Annotated in this window: 17 protein-coding genes; 10 read left to right on the plus strand and 7 right to left on the minus strand. The window is 65.8% G+C overall.

Annotation, left to right across the window (positions count from 1 at the left end; translation table 11 throughout):
• Positions 1 to 67 precede the first annotated feature (67 nt).
• The 3 genes from EBMC1_RS05535 to EBMC1_RS05545 all read left to right on the plus strand — a co-directional run bounded on the left by EBMC1_RS05535 (position 68) and on the right by EBMC1_RS05545 (position 3,034).
• A complete protein-coding gene (locus EBMC1_RS05535; protein ID WP_003041824.1) occupies positions 68 to 724 on the plus strand; it encodes a response regulator transcription factor in 657 nt (218 codons plus the stop codon).
• Positions 721 to 2,088, plus strand: a complete 1,368-nt coding sequence (locus tag EBMC1_RS05540; protein ID WP_003041827.1) for an ATP-binding protein — start codon at positions 721 to 723, stop codon at positions 2,086 to 2,088. The genes EBMC1_RS05535 and EBMC1_RS05540 overlap by 4 nt, the downstream gene beginning before the upstream one ends.
• 124 nt (positions 2,089 to 2,212) lie before the next feature.
• Positions 2,213 to 3,034 carry a TlpA disulfide reductase family protein gene (locus EBMC1_RS05545; protein WP_003041830.1) on the plus strand — a complete coding sequence of 274 codons (822 nt, stop codon included), beginning with the start codon at positions 2,213 to 2,215 and terminating at the stop codon, positions 3,032 to 3,034.
• A 2-nt stretch (positions 3,035 to 3,036) separates the two neighbouring features.
• On the opposite strand, the gene EBMC1_RS05550 is transcribed toward EBMC1_RS05545, so the two are convergent.
• Positions 3,037 to 3,885 carry a class I SAM-dependent methyltransferase gene (locus EBMC1_RS05550; RefSeq protein ID WP_040589677.1) on the minus strand — a complete coding sequence of 283 codons (849 nt, stop codon included), beginning with the start codon at positions 3,883 to 3,885 and terminating at the stop codon, positions 3,037 to 3,039.
• 172 nt (positions 3,886 to 4,057) lie between these two features.
• On the opposite strand from EBMC1_RS05550, the gene EBMC1_RS05555 reads away from it, so the two are divergent.
• Together EBMC1_RS05555 and EBMC1_RS05560 are read left to right on the plus strand one after the other, a co-directional pair.
• Entirely contained in the window at positions 4,058 to 5,137 is a 1,080-nt protein-coding gene (locus EBMC1_RS05555; RefSeq protein ID WP_156000985.1) for a GNAT family N-acetyltransferase, read from the plus strand.
• On the plus strand, positions 5,134 to 5,979 hold the full coding sequence (locus EBMC1_RS05560; protein WP_003041837.1) for a hypothetical protein: 846 nt from the start codon (positions 5,134 to 5,136) through the stop codon (positions 5,977 to 5,979). Before EBMC1_RS05555 ends, EBMC1_RS05560 begins: the two co-directional genes overlap by 4 nt.
• 99 nt (positions 5,980 to 6,078) lie before the next feature.
• Here EBMC1_RS05560 and EBMC1_RS05565 read toward each other — a convergent pair whose 3' ends face one another.
• Complete coding sequence (locus EBMC1_RS05565; RefSeq protein WP_003041839.1) at positions 6,079 to 6,411, minus strand: hypothetical protein; 333 nt, start codon at positions 6,409 to 6,411, stop codon at positions 6,079 to 6,081.
• 84 nt (positions 6,412 to 6,495) lie between these two features.
• Between EBMC1_RS05565 and EBMC1_RS05570 the strand changes: the two genes are divergently transcribed.
• Together EBMC1_RS05570 and EBMC1_RS05575 are read left to right on the plus strand one after the other, a co-directional pair.
• Positions 6,496 to 7,422, plus strand: a complete 927-nt coding sequence (locus EBMC1_RS05570; RefSeq protein ID WP_003041844.1) for a LysR family transcriptional regulator — start codon at positions 6,496 to 6,498, stop codon at positions 7,420 to 7,422.
• A gap of 111 nt (positions 7,423 to 7,533) precedes the next feature.
• Positions 7,534 to 8,301 (plus strand): sulfite exporter TauE/SafE family protein, encoded by a 768-nt coding sequence (locus EBMC1_RS05575; RefSeq protein ID WP_003041847.1) that lies wholly within the window; start codon positions 7,534 to 7,536, stop codon positions 8,299 to 8,301.
• 28 nt (positions 8,302 to 8,329) lie between these two features.
• On the opposite strand, the gene trmB is transcribed toward EBMC1_RS05575, so the two are convergent.
• From trmB to EBMC1_RS05600, 5 genes are all read right to left on the minus strand, one after another.
• Complete coding sequence (gene trmB / locus EBMC1_RS05580; protein ID WP_003041849.1) at positions 8,330 to 9,055, minus strand: tRNA (guanine(46)-N(7))-methyltransferase TrmB; 726 nt, start codon at positions 9,053 to 9,055, stop codon at positions 8,330 to 8,332.
• Positions 9,056 to 9,103: 48 nt separating this feature from the next.
• On the minus strand, positions 9,104 to 10,186 hold the full coding sequence (locus tag EBMC1_RS05585; RefSeq protein ID WP_156000987.1) for a hypothetical protein: 1,083 nt from the start codon (positions 10,184 to 10,186) through the stop codon (positions 9,104 to 9,106).
• A 67-nt stretch (positions 10,187 to 10,253) separates the two neighbouring features.
• Positions 10,254 to 11,480 (minus strand): methionine adenosyltransferase, encoded by a 1,227-nt coding sequence (gene metK / locus EBMC1_RS05590; protein WP_003041853.1) that lies wholly within the window; start codon positions 11,478 to 11,480, stop codon positions 10,254 to 10,256.
• Between the two features lie 52 nt (positions 11,481 to 11,532).
• Positions 11,533 to 13,200: an apolipoprotein N-acyltransferase gene (gene lnt / locus EBMC1_RS05595; RefSeq protein ID WP_003041856.1), complete on the minus strand. Its 1,668-nt coding sequence runs from the start codon at positions 13,198 to 13,200 to the stop codon at positions 11,533 to 11,535.
• 551 nt (positions 13,201 to 13,751) lie between these two features.
• A complete protein-coding gene (locus tag EBMC1_RS05600) occupies positions 13,752 to 14,711 on the minus strand; it encodes a relaxase/mobilization nuclease domain-containing protein (protein ID WP_040589471.1) in 960 nt (319 codons plus the stop codon).
• Between the two features lie 131 nt (positions 14,712 to 14,842).
• On the opposite strand from EBMC1_RS05600, the gene EBMC1_RS05605 reads away from it, so the two are divergent.
• The 3 genes from EBMC1_RS05605 to EBMC1_RS05615 all read left to right on the plus strand — a co-directional run bounded on the left by EBMC1_RS05605 (position 14,843) and on the right by EBMC1_RS05615 (position 18,663).
• Complete coding sequence (locus EBMC1_RS05605) at positions 14,843 to 15,454, plus strand: hypothetical protein (protein WP_003041859.1); 612 nt, start codon at positions 14,843 to 14,845, stop codon at positions 15,452 to 15,454.
• On the plus strand, positions 15,451 to 16,197 hold the full coding sequence (locus EBMC1_RS05610; RefSeq protein WP_003041860.1) for an HAD-IIB family hydrolase: 747 nt from the start codon (positions 15,451 to 15,453) through the stop codon (positions 16,195 to 16,197). The genes EBMC1_RS05605 and EBMC1_RS05610 overlap by 4 nt, the downstream gene beginning before the upstream one ends.
• A 189-nt stretch (positions 16,198 to 16,386) precedes the next feature.
• Positions 16,387 to 18,663 (plus strand): glycosyltransferase family 4 protein, encoded by a 2,277-nt coding sequence (locus EBMC1_RS05615; protein WP_081611142.1) that lies wholly within the window; start codon positions 16,387 to 16,389, stop codon positions 18,661 to 18,663.
• Position 18,664 lies beyond the last annotated feature (1 nt).

Genomic DNA, 18,664 nt, shown 5'->3' on the forward strand with positions numbered 1-18,664 from the left:
TCAGCATCCTAGGACCATCGCACCGGGATGAAGACTGTGAGATCATCCCCACAAGGACAGGATGCCGATGCGCGTATTGCTGGTCGAAGACGATCCCGAACTGCGCCGCCGCCTGACCGAGCGGCTGGTGGCGGCGGGGATTGCCGTCGACAGCGCCGCGTCGGCGGGCGACGCCCGCGACTGGCCCGACATCGACATGCTGGGCGCGGTGATCCTCGATCTGGGGCTGCCCGACGGCGACGGGATTGATGTGCTGCGCCACTGGCGCGGCGCCGGGCGGACGGTGCCGATCCTGATCCTGACCGCGCGGGGCAACTGGCGCGAAAAGGTCGAGGGGCTGAACAGCGGCGCCGATGATTTCATCGTCAAGCCGGTGCGGTTCGAAGAGTTGCTGGCGCGGCTGCATGCGCTGTGGCGGCGTGGACGTGGGCGCGGCAGCAACGCGCTGACGGTCGGTCCGCTTTCGCTCGACCCCGTCGCGTCCACCGCGACGCTGCACGGCGAAGCGCTGACGCTCAGCCGCAAGGAGTTCGCGCTGCTGCACCTCTTCATGCGGCGTCCCGAACATATCTTGTCGCAAGCCGACATCCTCGATCAGCTTTACGCGCTGGAGGCCGAGCGCGACCGCAACGCGGTGGAGGCGCATATCAGTCGGCTGCGCCGCAAGATCGGACGCGAGGCTATTCGCACTGTGCGCGGCCTGGGCTATCGGCTCGATTTGTGACCCGACTCTTTTCCAGCCTGCGCGCGCGCTTTCTGGCCGCCATCCTGATATGGGTGGCGCTGGGCATCGGCGCGCTGTGGTTTTCGTCGGTGCGGCTGTTCAGCAGCCATGTCGAACAGCAATATCATGAAGAGCTGGAGGTTCATGTCCGCGAGCTGGCCGAACTGACCGTCCTCGACGCGGCGGGTAACCCCCGCCTGTCGCGGCCGCTGTCCGATCCGCGCTATGCGGTGCCTCTGTCCGGATTTTACTGGCAGATCGGGCGCCCCGGCTATCGCTCGCTGAAGTCGCCCTCTATGACGCGCGGCGCGCTCGACGAGGATGTCGCGCACAGCCCCGACATCCTGCACCGCGTCGAAAACGGCCCGACGGGCCCCGCGATCACCTATGGCTTCGAGCGCGCCATGCCGGGCGGCGCCCCGCTGCATTTCGTCATCGCCACCGACGAGCGCCTGCTGCGCGCCGTCATCGCGAGCTTCACCCGCGAGCTCAGCCTGTGGCTCAGCCTGCTCGCGCTCGCGCTTCTGGCAAGCGGCCTTGCGATCATCACGCTCGGCTTCCGGCCGTTCAACCGGCTGGCCGCGCGGATCGCGGCGCTTCGCCGCGGGCACGCCGATCACATCGAGGGGGTGTTTCCCGACGAAATCCGCCAGCTCGTCGATCCGTTGAACAGCTATCTGGCGCGCAATGCCGAGATCGTCGAACGCGGGCGTGTCGCCGCAGGCGCGCTGGCGCACTCGCTGCGCACCCCGCTCGCCGTCGTCACCGACGAGGCCGAACGGCTGCAACAGCGCGGCACCGAAAGCGCCGCGGCCGACGTCTTCCTGTCCGAAAGCGAGACGATGCAGCACCAGATCGACTATCATCTGTCGCGCGTCCGGTCGGGCGGGTCGCATGCGGGGATGGTCGGCGGCGTGCGGCTCGCCGCGATCCTGCCGCCGCTGATCGCCGCGATGGAACGCTGTCATCCGGGCAAGCGCTTCGCTACGACCGCGGCGGCGCTCGACACCGCCGCCCCTTCGCTTCCCATGGATGCCGAGGATCTGAGCGAGATATTGTCGAACCTGCTCGACAATGCCGGAAAATGGGCGCGATCGGGCATCACGATCGACTATCGCTTCGACGGCGCCGCGCGCCGCATTGCTATCACCGACGACGGGCCGGGCGTTCCGCCGGATCAGCGCGAGGCGATGTTCGGCATCGGCGCGCGCGGGGCCGGCCCCGGCGCCGGATCGGGCCTTGGCCTTGCCATCGCGCGCGATGTGGCGCGCGACTATGGGGGCGACGTGGCGCTCGATCGCGCACCGTCGGGCGGCACGGTCGCCACGCTGCGTATCGGCGATTGGCCCGCGGGCGACATGTAACGAACCGCCGCACGCCCGATACCAGCTCTTTTCTTTCGCTGCCGTTTCGCCGATCAGATCGCGCGAGGGGGCGCTTCGGGAGCCAAAAGGAAATTGACTTGGATGTGACCAAATCGCCGCGACCATGTCGCGCAGCCCGGCGGCCGAGCCGATGACGATTTCGCTCGGGCCGCTCGCGCTTGCCGTCGACCGCCTGCTCGCGGTCGCGCTGATCTGGCTGTTTCTGGCGGGCGGCAGCCTGATCGCGGCGCGCGGCGACATGCGCGCGGCGACAGCGAGCTGGATCGCCGTCATCGCGGGACTGCTCGTGGCGCGCGCTGCCTATGTGGTGCGCCACGCCGATGCCTATGCGCCGGAACCCTGGGCGATCCTTGCGGTCTGGCAGGGTGGTTTCCTGCCCTGGGCCGGGGTCGCCGCGGCGGGGATGGCGGTCGCCGTCTGGCTCCGCCGCTCGCGCGCAACGCCGCTGTTACTCGGCGTGCTCGCCGGGCTGGCAGCGGTTCATGCGGTCGCGGCGCCGGCGCTCGAACCCGCGCCGCGCCCGCTCGCGCGCGGGCTGATGCTCACCGACATGGAGGGGCGCGCGATCGCGCTCGATACGCTGCGCGGGAAGCCGATGGTCATCAACCTGTGGGCGACATGGTGCCCACCGTGCCAGCGCGAACTGCCGATGCTCGCCGAGGTCGCGACGACATCGCGCGTGCCGATCCTGCTGGTCAATCAGGGGCAGGACAGCGCGACCGTCGCCGCCTATCTGGCCGAGCGCAAGGTGACGGGCACGCACGTCTTTCTCGACCATAGCGGGCGGACGGGCGATGCTGCGGGCGGGCTGGTACTGCCGACGACCCTGTTCGTCGATGCCAAGGGCAGGATTGTCCGCCGTCACAGCGGCGAAATATCGCGCGCCGCACTCGCCGACGGGCTGGCGCTGATCGCGCGGAGCTAGGGTCAGGCGGCGGTCGCCAGCCAAGCGCGCGCGCCGAGGCGGACCCCCGCTTCGGGATCATGATGCTCGGCATAGACGCGCTCCAGATCGGCGCGCGCCGCCGCCATCACATCGGCGCCCGCCTCGCTCAGTACGCGCGCGGCCGACATTGATCCGAGCGCGAAGTCGGCGGCCTCCGCCGGGGTGCGCCCCGGCCCGCCGATCGCCTGATCGCCGCGCCAGTCGTCGATGTCGACCCGGGCAAAGCCCGCATCGGCGAGCAGGTCACGCAGATAGTCGATATCCTCGAAGGCGAAGGGCCCCGGCGCGCGCGGCGTCGCGGGCGGCACCTCGACATGCGCGCGGATCACCCCCATCACCGCCATCATCCAGACATTGTCGCGCGGCGGTCCCCACACGGCGAGGTCGAAGCGCGCGCCGGGCACGAGCTGCGTCCGCAAGTGACGAAAGGCGGCGACGGGATCGGCGAAAAACATACTGCCGAAGCGCGAGACGAGCCGGTCATAGGGTGCTGCCGGCAGCACCGCGCTCGCTGCATCGCCGCAGAAAAAGCGCAGCGCGGGAAAATCGGCGCCGGCCCGCGCGCGCGCCGCGACGATCAGGTCGGGCGAGATGTCGAGCCCGAGCACCGCGCCCTGCGGTCCGACGCGCGCCGCGATCGCGCGGCTCGTCGCGCCGCCGCCGCACCCCAGATCGACGATTCGCTCGCCCGTCGCGATCGCGGCGCGATCGAGCAGCGCGGTGCCAATCGGTTCCAGCATCGCTTCGAAATGGTCGACATTGCGCAACCAGCGCTGCCCCATTTCGCCCGACCAGTCGTCAGCGAACACCGATGTCTTGTCGCCCGTCATCGTCGCCTCCCGCCGCATCGATCGCGCCTGCCTCCCGCAAGCCCCGCCCGGCGTCAAGCGATGATCCGCGCCGCGCAGACATTTATTAGCCTTTCCGCGCTATTCGCGCAGGCGAGAGGGGCAGAATTTGCTGCATGCGCATGTCTTCAAGCGCGCAGACCGACACGCGCAAATGGCGCCGCCGCATTCGGCGCGCGCGATCGATCTTGCGCGCTGGGACGGCAGCGACTGGCTGGCCGAAGAATGGCGCGCGCTCGAAGCCCATGCCCGCTGGCCGACGCAGAGTCACGCCTTCGCCGCCGCGCTGACCCCGTTGATCGAAGGGCAGCGCCGCAAGCTGCTCGGCCTGCGCGCCGGCCGCACGATTTCGGCGCTGCTGCCGCTGTGCCGCGACGCGGGCGCGATCGGCCGCTGGCGCATCGCGGGATCGCGCGAACTGTTCGAGCCGGGCGACCTGCTTGCGGCGCGGCCCGATGATGCCGCCCCGATCGCGGACGCGCTCGCGCGGTTGCGCCAGCCGCTCTCCTTCGACCGGATTTCCGCCGACTCGCCGCTGCTTCCGGCGCTGCGCCGCGCGATGCACAGGCGCGGCCTGCTGTCGGTGCGCCCGGCGATGCCCTGCCCGCTGATCGTGCTCGACGAAAGCTGGCGCGATCCCGAAAGCCACTTCAATTCGGGCCGCCGGTCCGATTTCCGGCGCGCGGCCCGGCGCGCCGAGGCGCTGGGGCCGGTCACGTTCGAGATGCTGGCGCCGGGCCTGCAGGATTTCGACGCGCTGTTCGACGAAGCGATCGGGGTCGAGGCGAAGAGCTGGAAGCTGGAGGCGGGCAGCGCGATCGCGGTCGACCGGCGCCGTGAGACATTCTTCCGCCGCTTTTTTCGCGAGGCCGCCGCCGAGGGCCGGTTCCGGCTGTCCTTCATGCGGATCGGCGGCGAAGCGGTGGCGATGCAATTGGCTCAGGTCAGCGACGATCGATACTGGCTGTTCAAGATCGGCCACGACGAGCGCTTCGGTAAATGCTCGCCGGGGACGCTGCTGATGCTTCACACGCTGCGCTGGGCGGCGGGCGAGGGCCTGCGCAGCTACGAACTGCTCGGCGAGGCTGAGGGTTGGATCACCCGCTTCTGGACGCAGGAACAGCGCGCATGCGTGCGCGTGCGCACCTATCCGGCACGCGTGTCGGGGGCGCTGGCGCTCGCCGCCGACGGCGCCCACTGGGTGTGGCAACGCCTGGTCCGGCGCGGCGCATGAACGACACGCCACTCTGGCGCTGGCTGCGCGCGCGGCGCTATGCACTGCCGCAGCAGGCGGGCGGCTGGCTGCCCGCTCCCGACGTCGCGGCGGGCGCACGGATCGCCTGGCGTCTGTCGCGGCGCGGTATCGCGGTGACGCTCGGCTATTTTCAGGGCGATGCCGATGGCGCCGATGCCATCGTGGCTGCTTACGGCCGGATCGCCGCCACCCCGCTGCCGCCGGGAAGCTATTTGTCGGTCAAGGCGCCGCCGCTGGGCTTTTGTTCGCAGCGGCTGCGCCGGATTGCCGAGGCGGGCGCGGCAGCGGGGCTGCCGGTGCTGCTCGATGCCCACGCCCCCGCCGATGCCGACGCGACGCTCGCCGCGCTCGCCGCCCTGCTGCCCGACTTTCCGGACAGCGGCATCGCCTTGCCCGCGCGCTGGCGGCGCAGCGCCGCCGATGCCGCGCGCCTGTCCGGCACATCGGCGCGTATCCGGGTGGTGAAGGGCGAATGGGCCGATCCGCTTTGCGATGCCGCGGATGGCGATGCCGCCTATCTGACGCTGATAGACGCTCTCGCCGGGCGCGCGGCACCCGTGGCGGTGGCGACGCACAAGCCCGCGCTGACCGCCGCCGCGCTCGACCGGCTGCTTGCGGCGGGAACCCCGTGCGAGCTTGAACAATTGCGCGGGCTGCCCGGGCGCCGCACGCTGGCCGCGGCGCGGACGCGCGGGGTCGGCACGCGCCTCTACGTCCCGCTCGGTCCCGGCTGGTGGCCCTATGCGATCGACAAGGCGCTCGCGCGGCCACATCTGCCCTTATGGTATCTGCGCGACCGAATCGGGCTTGCCGATCGCTGAAACAAAATGGGGCGGCCCGTTTCGGTGCCGCCCCAGTTGTGCGTCCGTCCGGGGAGAGGGAGAGAGGACGGACCGGAGATGGTGTCGTGGCTTATTCGATTAGCGCGATGCAACCTGGCTGTCGGTCGCTTCATCGACGCCGGCAACCTTGAGCGCGGCGCGGAACTGCTTGGCGGCGGCGCGTTCGTTGCCCGCTTCGCACAGCTTCTTGCCGGTGGCGACGAAGCGCTTCGCGCTGGCCTGCTTGCCGCCCTGCGCGCTGTCGGCGGCGGTGTTCGCCTGATCGGCAAGGCCGGTGCAGCGATAGTCGGCGCTGCCCTGCGCATAGGCCGGCGAGGTCGAAGCCATCAGGCCGCCGAAGGCGAGCGCCGAACCGGCGACGATCGCGAAAGCGGTGGGAAAGCGGCGAAAAGAGGAGAGCTGATTGGTCATGGGAGAGGTTTCCTTTCGTTTCGTTGTGCAACCTTTTTAGGCGCGCTTGCGCACTTAGATAATCCTCTATAATCTGCAAGTGCCTTGAAGCAGGATTTAACAATCCCCCATGGGGCGCTCGACGGGATCGAAGCTTTCCTGCGTGTCGCGGAAAGGCGGAGCTTTTCCGCCGCGGCAGCCGATCTGGGGGTATCTCCCTCGGCGATCAGCCAGACGATCAAGACGCTGGAAGCGCGCGTCGGCGCGCCTTTGTTCATGCGCACGACGCGCAGCGTCGGGCTGACGCAGGCGGGCGAAATGTTCCTCGAACGCGCCGCGCCTGCCTTTGCCGGGCTGGCCGACGCCTATGAAGCGGCGCGCAACCTGGGCAACCGTCCGGCGGGGCGGCTGCGCATCAACCTGATGCGCGGCGCGGTGCAGCCGATGTTCGAACCGATCATCGCGGGCTTCGTCGACGCCTATCCCGAGATCGAGCTGGAAATCTATGCCGACGATGCGCTCGCCGACCTGAGCGCCGGGGGCTTCGACGCCGGCGTCCGGATGGGCGAATCGCTCGATGCCGATGTGATCGCGATCCGCCTCACCGGCCCGTTCCGCTTCGTCGCTGCGGCCTCGCCCGCCTATCTCGACCGCTTCGGGCGTCCCGAAAGGCCGGAAGATCTGAAAGATCATCGCTGCATCCGCTTCCGCCTGGCAACGGGGGCGCTGATGCCGTGGACCTTTGCGCAAGGGAACCGCGAATTCGAGGTAGGGGTGACCGGGCCGGTTATTGTCAACGACTGGATCGCTGCGCTGGTCGCGATGCGTACCGGCGTCGCGATCGGGATGATGGCCGAGCCGATGGCGAAGAAGATGGTCGAAACGGGCGAGCTCGAACTGGTGCTCACCGACTATGCCGACGCGACCAGCGGGCTGTTCCTCTATTACCCCAGCCGCAAGCAGGTGATGCCCAAGCTGCGCGCCTTCATCGACTATGTCCGCGAATATCTGCCCGACCAGATAGGCGCCTGATCGGCCACCGGCCGCACAAATAATATTCTTCGCCGCGCGCAGAAAATTTGTGCTGGCCAAGCCGTGCAAATCGCGGCAGCTAGTTCTCAACTAAAAAAGTTGGGAAGAATCATGCTCGATCTGTCAACCTTCGATCTTGCGGCGCTGCTGCCCTTCATCCTGATCGGCTTCGCCGCGCAGCTCGTCGACGGCGCGCTCGGCATGGCGTTCGGGGTGATCTGCAACACCTTGCTCGTCGCCGTGATGGGCGTGCCGCCCGCGACGGCATCGGCGCGCATCCATGTCGTCGAGGTGTTCACGACCGCGGTGTCGGGGATCAGCCATCTGTTTCACCGCAATATCGAATGGGGCCTCTTCTTCCGTCTGCTCATCCCGGGCCTGATCGGCGGGGTGTCCGGCGCCTATCTGCTGACGTCGATCGACGGTGCGATCGTCAAACCGATCGTCCTGGCCTATCTCGTCGCCGTCGGGGTGTGGCTGCTGATCCGCGGGCTGCTCTATCCGCCGAAAATCCGCAAGCCGACGGTGATCGCACCGCTCGGCCTCGTCGGCGGCTTCCTCGATGCGGCGGGCGGCGGCGGCTGGGGGCCGGTCGTGACCTCCAACCTGCTCGTCCAGGGCGCCGAACCGCGCAAGGTGATCGGCACGGTCAACAGCGTCGAATTTTTCCTGACGCTCGCGGTGTCGGCAACCTTCATCTGGCACCTCGGCCTCGACGATGTCGCGGGCGCGACGCTCGGCCTGCTGATCGGCGGCGTCTGCGCCGCCCCGATCGGCGCCTTCATGGCCAAGCGCATCGCCCCCAAGCTGATGCTCGTGCTCGTCGGCATCGTCCTGACCGCGACGAGCTGCTTCGGACTATATCGCGCGCTGATGTGATGGCGGCGCCGGCAACCGACCGGACGATCTAGATGCGCCGCCAGCGAAAATACCACACCTCGTGCCCCTGCGCGCGCGCCTTGGCTTCGTAGCGTGTTTCGGGCCAGCCGCCGGGGCGGACCAGAAAGTCCTGCGCGCTTTGCGCGAGCCATTCGAACTGGTGGCGGTGGCGCCGCATCACCATCAGCGCGTGGGCGAGATAGACCGGATGGTCGGTGCCGAAACGAAACTCGCCGCCGGGTTTCAGCTTGGCGGCGATCAGGTCGAGCGGGCCGTCGTTCATCATCCGCCGCTTGGCATGGCGCGCCTTGGGCCACGGGTCGGGGTGAAGCAGATAGGCGAAGCTCAGCGCCCCGTCGGGGATGCGGTGCAGCACCTCGAGCGCGTCGCCATGATGGATACGGACATTGGCGAGCGGCAGGCTCCGGCCATGGTCGCCCGACACATGCACCAGCGCCTGCGCGACGCCGTTGAGGAAAGGCTCGGCGCCGATGAAGCCATGGTCGGGCAACATGTCGGCGCGCCCCGCCATATGCTCGCCGCCACCGAAACCGATCTCGAAATGCAGCGGGCGCCCGGCTCCTTCGGCATCGCCGAACAGCAATGCCGAGGTGACCGGCCCTTCGGTCGGAACCGCGATCTGCGGCAGAAGCGTGTCGATCAGATCCTGTTGCCCCGCGCGCAGGGGCTTGCCCTTCGCGCGCCCGTAAAGGCGGTTGAGCGTCGTCGGATCGCCGGATTTATAAGCCGTCATGCCGCGCGCGTTAGCCGCGGGGCCGCACCGCGACAAGATGGTCCTTGATCATTGCGGTTCGCTGTACACCCCGATCTTCCGCTTCTTGCCCCATGTCGCCACCGAAGTGATGCGGCGGTTGGCATTCACGATCTCGAGCACGCGTTCGGGTGAGGGCAATCGATCCTGCGTAACGAACGCAATATCCTGCGCAGCCGTCATCAGCGTGATCGAGAAGCGTTGCGCCGGCGCGGATTGGCCCTTGCCCGTCAAAGCGAGAAGCTTCGCGCCCGGATCGGGCCCCACCCATATGCCGTTACCATTGTCGCCCGCCGCCAACAGGTACCAACCGGTGGCGTCGTTCTGGCGATACGTGGCCGCATTGTCGCCAATGATCGCGTCGCGACACCAGCGGACCGTCGAGAGCGCGGCAACGGACCGCGCGGTCGGCTTCGCCCGCTGTTGTGCCGTGGCTGCGCCAAGCAGCCCGGCCACCATCTCGGCGCCTTCATCTCGCGGCGCATCCTTTGCAGTCTCGGGAAAGCTGAGCGGCGATGCGCAATCGGCGACGGGGATCGCGAGCGGTCCATCGACGATCTTTTTGGGCCAACGGATTTCGGACAGCGCGGTGTCCATCCAGACGCCGAGTTCAGTCGGCGTGCGCGTTTGCGACGAGGCACGTATCTTCACATACCACGGACCGACCGGGAATAGCATCAGCCCCGTGCTTCGATAGCCGCCGCGGTCCGGTGTGTAGATCGCCTTCAGTCCCGATTCGTTTTTCTGACCCGGCGGAACGAACGCCACGGGCGCAACGGCAAGAGCGGGGTGCCCGAAATTGCCGCGATGTTCGATTCCCCACTGTGCCTGGGAAAACCACACTGGCACCGCGCCGTTGGTATTGCGGAAAATATAGATGGTAAGCGATTCGGCAGCATCGCCGACCACGAACGACAGCCCGAGGTCCAACTCGTCGGGGGCGTAGGTCATGCCGCGATCACGCGGCGTGCCGGCGAGCGTCGCCGGGACGATTATTCCGCTATGCTTGTGCTTCCAGGCCTTGCCGGGATCGAGCGGCAGCGGTTGCTGCGCGGCCGACGGTGCGACCGCCAGGAGCACCACCAAAAAGGCCAAAATCCAGCGACTTGCCATGCCCATCTCCCCCGATCCCACAATCTGACTGTCAGATCGGGAGGGCGATTTCAAGCCGCTGGCGGCATCAGCCGCGGAACGCCGCCTTCAGCTTGTCGGTCAGGTCGGTGCGCTCCCAGGGGAAGGCATCGCCCGACGCCTGGCGGCCGAAATGGCCATAGGCGGCGGTCTGGCGATAGATCGGCTTGTTGAGGCCGAGGTGGGTGCGGATGCCCTTCGGCGTCAGGCGGACGAGCTGCGGCAGCAGCTGTTCGAGCGCGGCCTCGGTCACGCCCTGCGCCGCGGTGCCGTGCAGATCGACATAGACCGACAGCGGCTCGGCGACGCCGATCGCGTAGCTGAGCTGGATCGTGCAGCGGCGGGCAAGGCCCGCGGCGACGATATTCTTGGCGAGATAGCGGGTGACATAGGCCGCCGAGCGGTCGACCTTGGTCGGGTCCTTGCCGCTGAACGCGCCGCCGCCGTGCGGGCTTGCGCCGCCATAGGTGTCGACGATGATCTTGCGGCCGGTCAGGCCGGCGTCGCCATCGGGGCCCCCGATCTCAAAACGCCCCGTCGGGTTGATGTGATAGACGGTGTTCGCGGTCAGCAATTCGGCGGGCAACACGTCGGCGATCACGCCCAGCACATATTTGCGCAGCTCCTGATACTTCGCCTCGTCGCCTTCGCCGCCGTGGAAGAAATAGCCCGGCGCATGCTGTGTCGACACGACGATCGCGGTCGCCTCGACCGGGCGCTCGTTGGCATAGCGCAGCGTGACCTGGCTCTTCGCATCGGGTTCGAGGAAGGGGGCGATGCCCGCCTTGCGGTCGGCCGCCATGCGTTCGAGAATCTTGTGCGCATAGTCGAGCGTTGCGGGCATCAGGTCGGGGGTTTCGTCGGACGCATAGCCGAACATGATCCCCTGGTCGCCCGCGCCTTCGTCCTTGTCGGCGCTTTCGTCGACGCCCTGCGCGATATGCGCCGACTGGCCGTGCAGATTATTTTCGAAGCGGAACTGGTTCCAGTGGAAGCCGGCCTGTTCATAGCCGATGTCCTTGACCGTGCTGCGGACGGTGGCCTCGATCTCGTCGAGCGCGCCCGGCGCCCATTCGCCGTCTTCGAACACACCCTTGCAGCGGATTTCGCCCGCCAGCACGACGAGCTGCGTCGTCGTCAGCGTTTCGCACGCCACGCGCGCTTCGGGATCCTTCGACAGGAACAGGTCGACGATCGAATCGCTGATCTGATCGGCCACCTTGTCGGGATGTCCTTCGGACACGCTTTCGGAGGTGAAGAGGAAGCTGTTGCGCATGGGGAGCCTTTTTCGGAATCGGATATAAAGGAAACTTTATGTCGCGCCGCTGTTAGCGCCCGCGCCGCCGAAAGGCAATGGCGAGTGCGAGCAGCAGCAGGGCAAAGCCGACGGGCAGCATGTTGCCGTAGCGCGCGAACAGGGTCGGTGTGTGCGCCTTTGGAATGAAGGCATCGATGCGGCCGGCGGCGTGCATCGGCAGCGCTTCGACGATCCGGCCGTCGGCGTCGATCACCGCGCTGATCCCGGTCGGCGTCGCGCGGATCACCGGCAGCCCTTCCTCGATCGCGCGCAGCCGCGCCTGCGCCAGATGCTGCGGCGGACCCCAAGCACCGAACCAGGCATCGTTCGACGGATTGAAGATGAAATCGGGGCGGTGGGCGCGGTCGACGACCTCGCCCGAAAAGATGATCTCGTAACAGATTTGCAGTCCCGCCTTGCCGAAGGCGCCAAGGTCGAGCGTATGAGGTCCGGGGCCGGGCCAGAAATCGAGATCGCCGGGAGCGAGGCGCGACAGGCCGATCGCCGAAAGCAGCGGCCGCATCGGCAGATATTCGCCATAGGGCACCAGATGCGCCTTGTCGTACCGCGGGCCGAGCGTCCCATCGGCATGGACCGTCATCACCGCGTTGCGCGCGCCCACCGCCTGTCCCGTACGGTCGAACTCCAGCTTGAGCGCGCCGAGCAGCATCAGGTCGCCGGGGTTCATCAGCGCGGTCAACCGTCCGCGCGCCTCGGCGGGCGAGCGGTCGTAATAGATGGCGGGATAACCGGTCTCGAGATAGTCGGGTATCGCCGCCTCGGGCCACAGGATCAGGCGCGGCGCGTCGGATTTGGGCGCGGTCAGCCGCGCGAGCTTGGCGAAATTGGCGTCGGCCTTGTCACCCTCCCACTTGTCCTGCTGGCCGACATTGGGCTGGACGACGGTGATGGGGGTACGTGGGGGAGCACCAGGGACCTTGCCGTTGATCGCGACGGCGACATTCGAACTCGCAATACCGGCAATGGCGGCTGCGGTGATCAGCACCGGGCCCGCCGCAACGAGAGCGGCCGCTTTCCATCGCTGCGCGGAAGCCAGCAGCAGCCCTCCAGCTATTAGCAGGATCAGGGCACCCAGCCCATAGGTCCCGATCCAGATCGAGGCCGAGGCAAAGGGGCCGGAGGCGATTGCGCCGAGCGGATTCCACGCAAAACCGGTGAACGCCCAGCTTCGCAGCCATTCGGTGAGCGTCCAGAGCGCAGCGAAGCCGAGGATGAAGGAGAGCGTCGCCCCCGCGAAGGCCGGGGCCGCGATCGGGCTTAGGCCATCGGCACTGGACAAGCCGCTAGCGGCCCCCGCCTTCGCGGGGGCGACTCGCATGGATACCAGCCACGCCCCCCACGCCGCCAGCGCCGGATAAACCGCCAGATAGAGCGCGAGCAACACCACCGCGATCCACCCCAGCCATGCGGGCATTGCCGCCTGATAGGTAAAGGCAGTCGCGATCCAGTTGAGGCCGAGCATGAAATGTCCGACCCCGAAAGCCCAGCCGGTCCCGAACGCGCGCCATCCCTTGGAGCTGCGCGCTACAAGCAGCATCCATCCCGCGAGCGCAAGCAGCGTCAACGGCCAGAGATTCAGCGGCGCAAAACCGGTTGCCGACACGGCGCCGAGTGCCAGGGCGAGGAGCTTCGGCCGGCGGTCGGCGAAAGCGATGATGCGGGAAGATGTCTCGGTCACGCGCGCTCTTTAGCCGCGAGGACGTGGCGCGACAATGATTTGCCTTTCGGAACGACGGGTCCATTGGCGGCATTTGATGGGCGGGGGCCGGTCGCCATCATCATTCCAGATCAAGTCCGGGACGATAAAGAACGACTATGTGGCGCCATCTTTTCATACTGGGTGAGCGGCTGGGGAAGTGACAACGTCCGCGTCCTCCCATATCAGACATTGCGACAACCGGTCGCCCAATCCACAGAACGCAAAAAGCCCACGAACCCATTGGGAACGAGGGCTTTTCTATGGTTGCGGGAGCTCACACCACGCGTAACTTACTAAACGCATCTGATGCCCAGTTTTCGGGGCAATTAGCGGTGGTTGCGGGGGCTCGCAGCATCCGTAACCTGCGGGTGGGGCCTCATGGGAAAGTGCCCAATAACTTTGAGAGCCAGCTCAGAATGTTGTCGGAAATTCTGCCGGATATGTGGTCATTGTTCTCAACGAACGGGCAAACCTACCTGACACGGCATTCTGCTTCGTGAGCGCGAGCTTGCGGGTTGGGTTCAATACCATCACATAAACAGCCGCACTGGATACGAACGTGGCTCTAACTTCGGCATTTGCTTCACGACAGAAGCCAACGAGCCTGCAAAACTTAGTGTGACGGGCATCCGGTCATATGGGCCATCATTGTTCCAATCCATCTTCGTCAAAGCGAGGGTTTCGCGACAAAGATCATCCATTGAACCACGACCAGCATAACGGTTCATGATGAGGGGTTTTCGCAGCTCACGCCACCGCTCGGAGAAGCGGCTCGCGATGGCTCGGTATTTGTCGCCCAATGCGGTAGCGACACGCCGCGCAAGACTGGCGGACGCGCGCATGCGTTCCCCGAATGCCTGACCATATCGCTCCAGACTTGCACCAGGCCCTGCAGCTTCGAAAGCCTTTTTGGCCTTCTCGCGAATGGCCTGCATTTCCCGAGGCGGGATCTGGTCAAGGGGAGAATCCCGCCGTGCGGTCTCCGCCTTTTCGTTGAACGTCTGATCGAGTTGCTTGGGCTCGGCATGCTTGCCGGGCACGATCTCGTGCCCGAATTTCTGCTCAAGATGGCGAGCCGCCCGCTCGTGGGCGGGATAGTTCCAGCTGTCGGGAATGAGGATCAGCTTCTCCCGATCTGTTCGCTGGAAGACGATATGGGCATGGGTGCGTGTCCCGCCCTGCCCGTCTGCTTTTTCATGAAGCACGATGGCGCGCGGCTGATCATGCAGCTTCAGCTGCTTTGCCAAAACATCAGCCGCATAGAGCCACTGCTCCTCGGTCAACTGATATCCAGGCTGGGGCGAGATTATCGAATGATAGAGCCCTTTGACCCCGCGCTGGCCGCGATCGGTGATCTCCTGCATTTCGATCAGCGCCTGGGTCAAATCATCGGTCGCCATGCCGGATATCTCCAGCACGCACACTTCCTCGTTGGCTTCCATCGAGAGACGTATTCCGAAGGAAGTCGAGACATATGACTCGGCTTTCATCGGTCACCTACAATTATAAATGTCTGCTCATTGCAATCGGAAGCCTGTGACCCCACTTCCATAACATCGCCCGCTTCCACCGCGTGCTGGCGACTGAGAGACCATTGCGCTCCCGTTGAAGGAGCAAAATCATGGACCTCAACCAACTTCTCCACCACCATCAAATGGCGTTGATGGCCGTGAGCCAGGCGCGACGCGATGGGCAGGCGATGCCAAACTTTGACCTGCCGCGCTATTATGCCAAACGGATCAACGAATATCGCGAGCGACGCGGCTTGAGCGGCGATGCCGAGGCTATCGCAGATATCGCTGCATCACCTGCCGACGCCGTTAAGGCGTCAAACGATATGGTCAGTGACGTGCTGATCGCCGAATTGCTTATGGCGAAGGCCTTCGAAAAGGCGACACACCAACATCGGGCTGCCGAAAGCGACGGAGCTGACGATCCAGTCTTGGACATTCGCGCCACCCTTCTGGCCGTCGGGCGCGACTTTTATCGCTCGCTGGGCGTGGAGGACGGCCCTCTCGCCGCCGCGATCGATGAAGCTGCGTCACGCTCGGCGTGGGAAGGCGAAGGCGGAGGCCTGCGTCCACCGGGCGACGAGGAGGATGGCATCATCCGGACCTATGTCGAACAATTCGCGGTGGGCGACTATCGCTATTCGAACCTTGCCGATGCCAAAGCCGCCGCGCGGCGGCAGCGGGACTCGGCGAGCGACGGGCGCGGAGCGACGCCTGCATGAAGCGGCTGATTGCCTTCGATCTTGATGGAACGCTTGCCGAAAGCAAGCAGCCGATGGAACCCGCAATGGGTGAGGCGCTTGCCGATCTCCTCGGCGTGGCAGATGTCGCGGTGATATCCGGTGGCGACTGGCCGCAATTCGAAAAACAGGTGGCGACACGCCTTCCCGAGCGCGCGGACCTTGCCCGGCTCTGGCTCATGCCGACAACCGGCACCAAGCTCTACACGTTCCGCTCGGGCGCGTGGCAGGCGCGCTATGCCGAAATCTTCGCCGATGCGGAGAAGCGACACATATTCGAAGCCTTCGATGCGGCGCTACTGGCGACCGGGTTCGTTCCCCAAACGGTCTGGGGCGAACGGATCGAAGATCGCGGGAGTCAGATCACCTTTTCGGCCCTAGGTCAGGAAGCGCCGATCGATGCCAAGGAAAAATGGGATCCCGACTTCGCCAAACGCAAGGTGATTCAGGCCGAGCTTCGCCAAAGTCTGCCCGGTCTGTCGATCAACATGGGCGGGGCGACTTCGATCGACATTACCCGTGAGGGCGTCGACAAGGCCTATGGCCTGACGAAGCTAAGCGGCGCCAGCGGTGTCGAACTGGGTGCGATGCTCTTTATCGGCGATGCGATCTTTCCGGGCGGCAATGATTATCCGGCGAAGGCGCTGGGCCTCGATACAATCTCGGTACGCAATCCCGAAGAAACGCGTGGAACCATCGGAATCATCGTCGCCTGCCTGAAATGAATGCGGGGCGTTGCCGTCTGGCGAGTATGACCGGAATTGGCCTGCGAAGCTTCTCTCGAGGCGCCGGTCAATTGGAACAGATGCGCCGCTGAGTTGTTCTGTATTCTGATGCTCCGAGGCCGACTGCGCGCTTCGAAACAAACGACAAAATACTGGGTGAGGCCTTCTGTCGCATATTTTTTGGAAGGTATGCCTGTGTACGAAACGCTTGATCGTAGATCGTTCGATGAAGGTTTGGAGGCGTGCCAAACGCTTCGGCCAAAAACTTCGGATACTGTCCGGATCGCACTGATCGGCGGTTTCCTTCCGCGGCGCTGCGGCATAGCGACCTTCACCGCCGATATCCACGCATCGCTTGCAGTGGCCGCGCCGGAGATCGCCGTCGATGTATATGCGATGGCGCCGGCCGCGGTTCCCACGATATTCGACCCCGTTGTTCGCGGCGTCATAACCGAGGGTGACGCCGGTAGCTTTGTCGAGGCGGCCCGGCAAATCGAGGCGAGCTGTGCCGAGATTGTGTGGCTGCAGCACGAGTTCGGCCTCTTCGGCGGCTTGGCGGGCGATATGATCCTGGAACTCGTGGATCGTGTTTCCGCGCCGCTGATCGTTACGCTTCACACGGTGCTCGCCGAACCGGACGCCGATCAGCGCCGCGTGATGGAGCGCTTGGCCGCGCGCGCGGCCAAGCTGGTCGTCATGTCCGAGCGCTCGCACGATCTGCTGCGAAGCGTCTATCATGCCGACGACGACCAGATCGCCATGATCGCACATGGCGTCCCCGACCGCCCGTTCGGCCGCGCGTCGCAGTTCAAGCCGCAGTTCAGCTTTGCGGGCAAACAGGTCGCGCTGACCTTCGGTCTTTTATCGCCGGGCAAGGGGATCGAGGCGGTCATCGAGGCATTGCCCGCGATCATCGAAGATCACCCCGACTTCCTCTACTGCATTGCTGGCGCGACGCATCCCAATCTGCTCGCGCATGAAGGCGAAGCCTATCGCGACCGGCTCCAGGCGCTCGCCGTCTCGCTCGGCGTCGATGCGCATGTCCGCTGGATCAATGCGTTCATGGAGACCGACGATCTGCTCGACCTTCTCGAGGCAGCCGACATCTATGTGACGCCTTATACCGGTGCGCAGCAATCGACGTCGGGCACACTCTCTTATGCGATGGCGCTGGGCAAGGCCGTGATATCCACGCCCTACGTCCATGCGGTCGAGCTACTTGCCGACGATCATGGCGTGCTCGTTCCCTTCAACGACAGCGAAGCGATCGCGAATGAGATCCGGTATCTGCTCGGCGATTCCGACCGGTTGCTGACGCTGCAGCGGCGCGCCTATGATCGCGGCCGCGACATGATCTGGCCGGTGTTCGCTGAGCGAACATGCGCGCTGATCGCGGAAAGCCGCGTCGTGCCGAAAGCTGCGCCTATCCCCGAGCGGATCGGAATCGAAGGGTTCCTGCGCATTTGCGACGATACCGGCATCCTCCAGCACAGCGTTCACATGATCCCCGATCGCGCGCACGGCTATTGCGTCGATGACAACGCGCGGGCGCTGATGCTGATGCACCGGCTCGACGACGACGCGCTCGGCAAGTGCGGACAACTGACCCCGGTCTTTGCGGCGTTCGTACAGCATGCCTGGAACCCCGACCGCGGCGAGTTTCGCAACTTCATGGGATTCGCACGCAACTGGCTCGAGGATGTGGGGTCTGAAGACAGCTGCGGCCGAACCCTCTGGGCGCTCGGCGCGACGGGGCGTGACGCGCGCGACCCCGGTCTGCGGCAATGGGCGCATGAACTGTTCGAGCGCACCGCGGCATCAGCGCTGGAGTTCCAGTCGCCGCGCGCGATCGCTTTCGCGATGCTCGGCGCCGACTTCGTGCTCGCCGCGCGACCCGCGCATGATCTGGCGAACCGGATATTGCGCAGCGGCGCCGACCGGCTGATCGCGCTATATCAAGCCGCGGCGCGACCGGACTGGCGATGGTTCGAGCCGGTGCTTGCCTATGACAACGGCCGCGTGTCCGAGGCCATGTTGCGCGCGGGCGTGCGATTGGAGCGCGCGGACGTCATCGCGTGCGGAGTGGATACGCTGCGGTGGATCAACGATGTCCAGATTTCGCCGCATGGTCACTATCGCCCCGTCGGGTCGGACAGCTTTGGCCGTGCCTATGAGTTGCCGCGGCCATTCGATCAGCAGCCGCTGGAGATATGGGCCGCGATTGATGCGGCATCGGCCGCCTATGATGTGACCGGCGACGACATCTGGCTGGCGCATGCACGGCGCGCGTACGAGTGGTTCACCGGATACAATGACCGCGGCGTAATCGTCGGCGATCCGCTGACCGGGACCAGCAAAGACGGTATAAATCCGCGCGGGCTGAATCTGAATGAGGGCGCCGAGTCGGTTCTCGCCTATCAGCATGCAACCTATGCCATTCGGGATTTCGTCCGGAAAGTCGGCTGAA

It is taken from the genome of Sphingopyxis sp. MC1, from assembly GCF_000371385.1.
GTDB lineage: Bacteria > Pseudomonadota > Alphaproteobacteria > Sphingomonadales > Sphingomonadaceae > Sphingopyxis > Sphingopyxis terrae.

Excerpts from the sequence above, each read along its gene's own strand:
- EBMC1_RS05575 (WP_003041847.1), top strand. The coding sequence starts at position 7,534 with ATGCTCGATCTGTCAACCTTCGATCTTGCGGCGCTGCTGCCCTTCATC.
- trmB (WP_003041849.1), bottom strand. The coding sequence starts at position 9,055 with ATGACGGCTTATAAATCCGGCGATCCGACGACGCTCAACCGCCTTTAC.
- EBMC1_RS05585 (WP_156000987.1), bottom strand. The coding sequence starts at position 10,186 with ATGGCAAGTCGCTGGATTTTGGCCTTTTTGGTGGTGCTCCTGGCGGTC.
- EBMC1_RS05535 (WP_003041824.1), top strand. The coding sequence starts at position 68 with ATGCGCGTATTGCTGGTCGAAGACGATCCCGAACTGCGCCGCCGCCTG.
- EBMC1_RS05560 (WP_003041837.1), top strand. The coding sequence starts at position 5,134 with ATGAACGACACGCCACTCTGGCGCTGGCTGCGCGCGCGGCGCTATGCA.
- EBMC1_RS05605 (WP_003041859.1), top strand. The coding sequence starts at position 14,843 with ATGGACCTCAACCAACTTCTCCACCACCATCAAATGGCGTTGATGGCC.
- EBMC1_RS05610 (WP_003041860.1), top strand. The coding sequence starts at position 15,451 with ATGAAGCGGCTGATTGCCTTCGATCTTGATGGAACGCTTGCCGAAAGC.
- metK (WP_003041853.1), bottom strand. The coding sequence starts at position 11,480 with ATGCGCAACAGCTTCCTCTTCACCTCCGAAAGCGTGTCCGAAGGACAT.
- EBMC1_RS05545 (WP_003041830.1), top strand. The coding sequence starts at position 2,213 with ATGTCGCGCAGCCCGGCGGCCGAGCCGATGACGATTTCGCTCGGGCCG.
- EBMC1_RS05565 (WP_003041839.1), bottom strand. The coding sequence starts at position 6,411 with ATGACCAATCAGCTCTCCTCTTTTCGCCGCTTTCCCACCGCTTTCGCG.
- EBMC1_RS05600 (WP_040589471.1), bottom strand. The coding sequence starts at position 14,711 with ATGAAAGCCGAGTCATATGTCTCGACTTCCTTCGGAATACGTCTCTCG.
- EBMC1_RS05615 (WP_081611142.1), top strand. The coding sequence starts at position 16,387 with ATGCCTGTGTACGAAACGCTTGATCGTAGATCGTTCGATGAAGGTTTG.
- EBMC1_RS05550 (WP_040589677.1), bottom strand. The coding sequence starts at position 3,885 with ATGACGGGCGACAAGACATCGGTGTTCGCTGACGACTGGTCGGGCGAA.
- EBMC1_RS05555 (WP_156000985.1), top strand. The coding sequence starts at position 4,058 with ATGGCGCCGCCGCATTCGGCGCGCGCGATCGATCTTGCGCGCTGGGAC.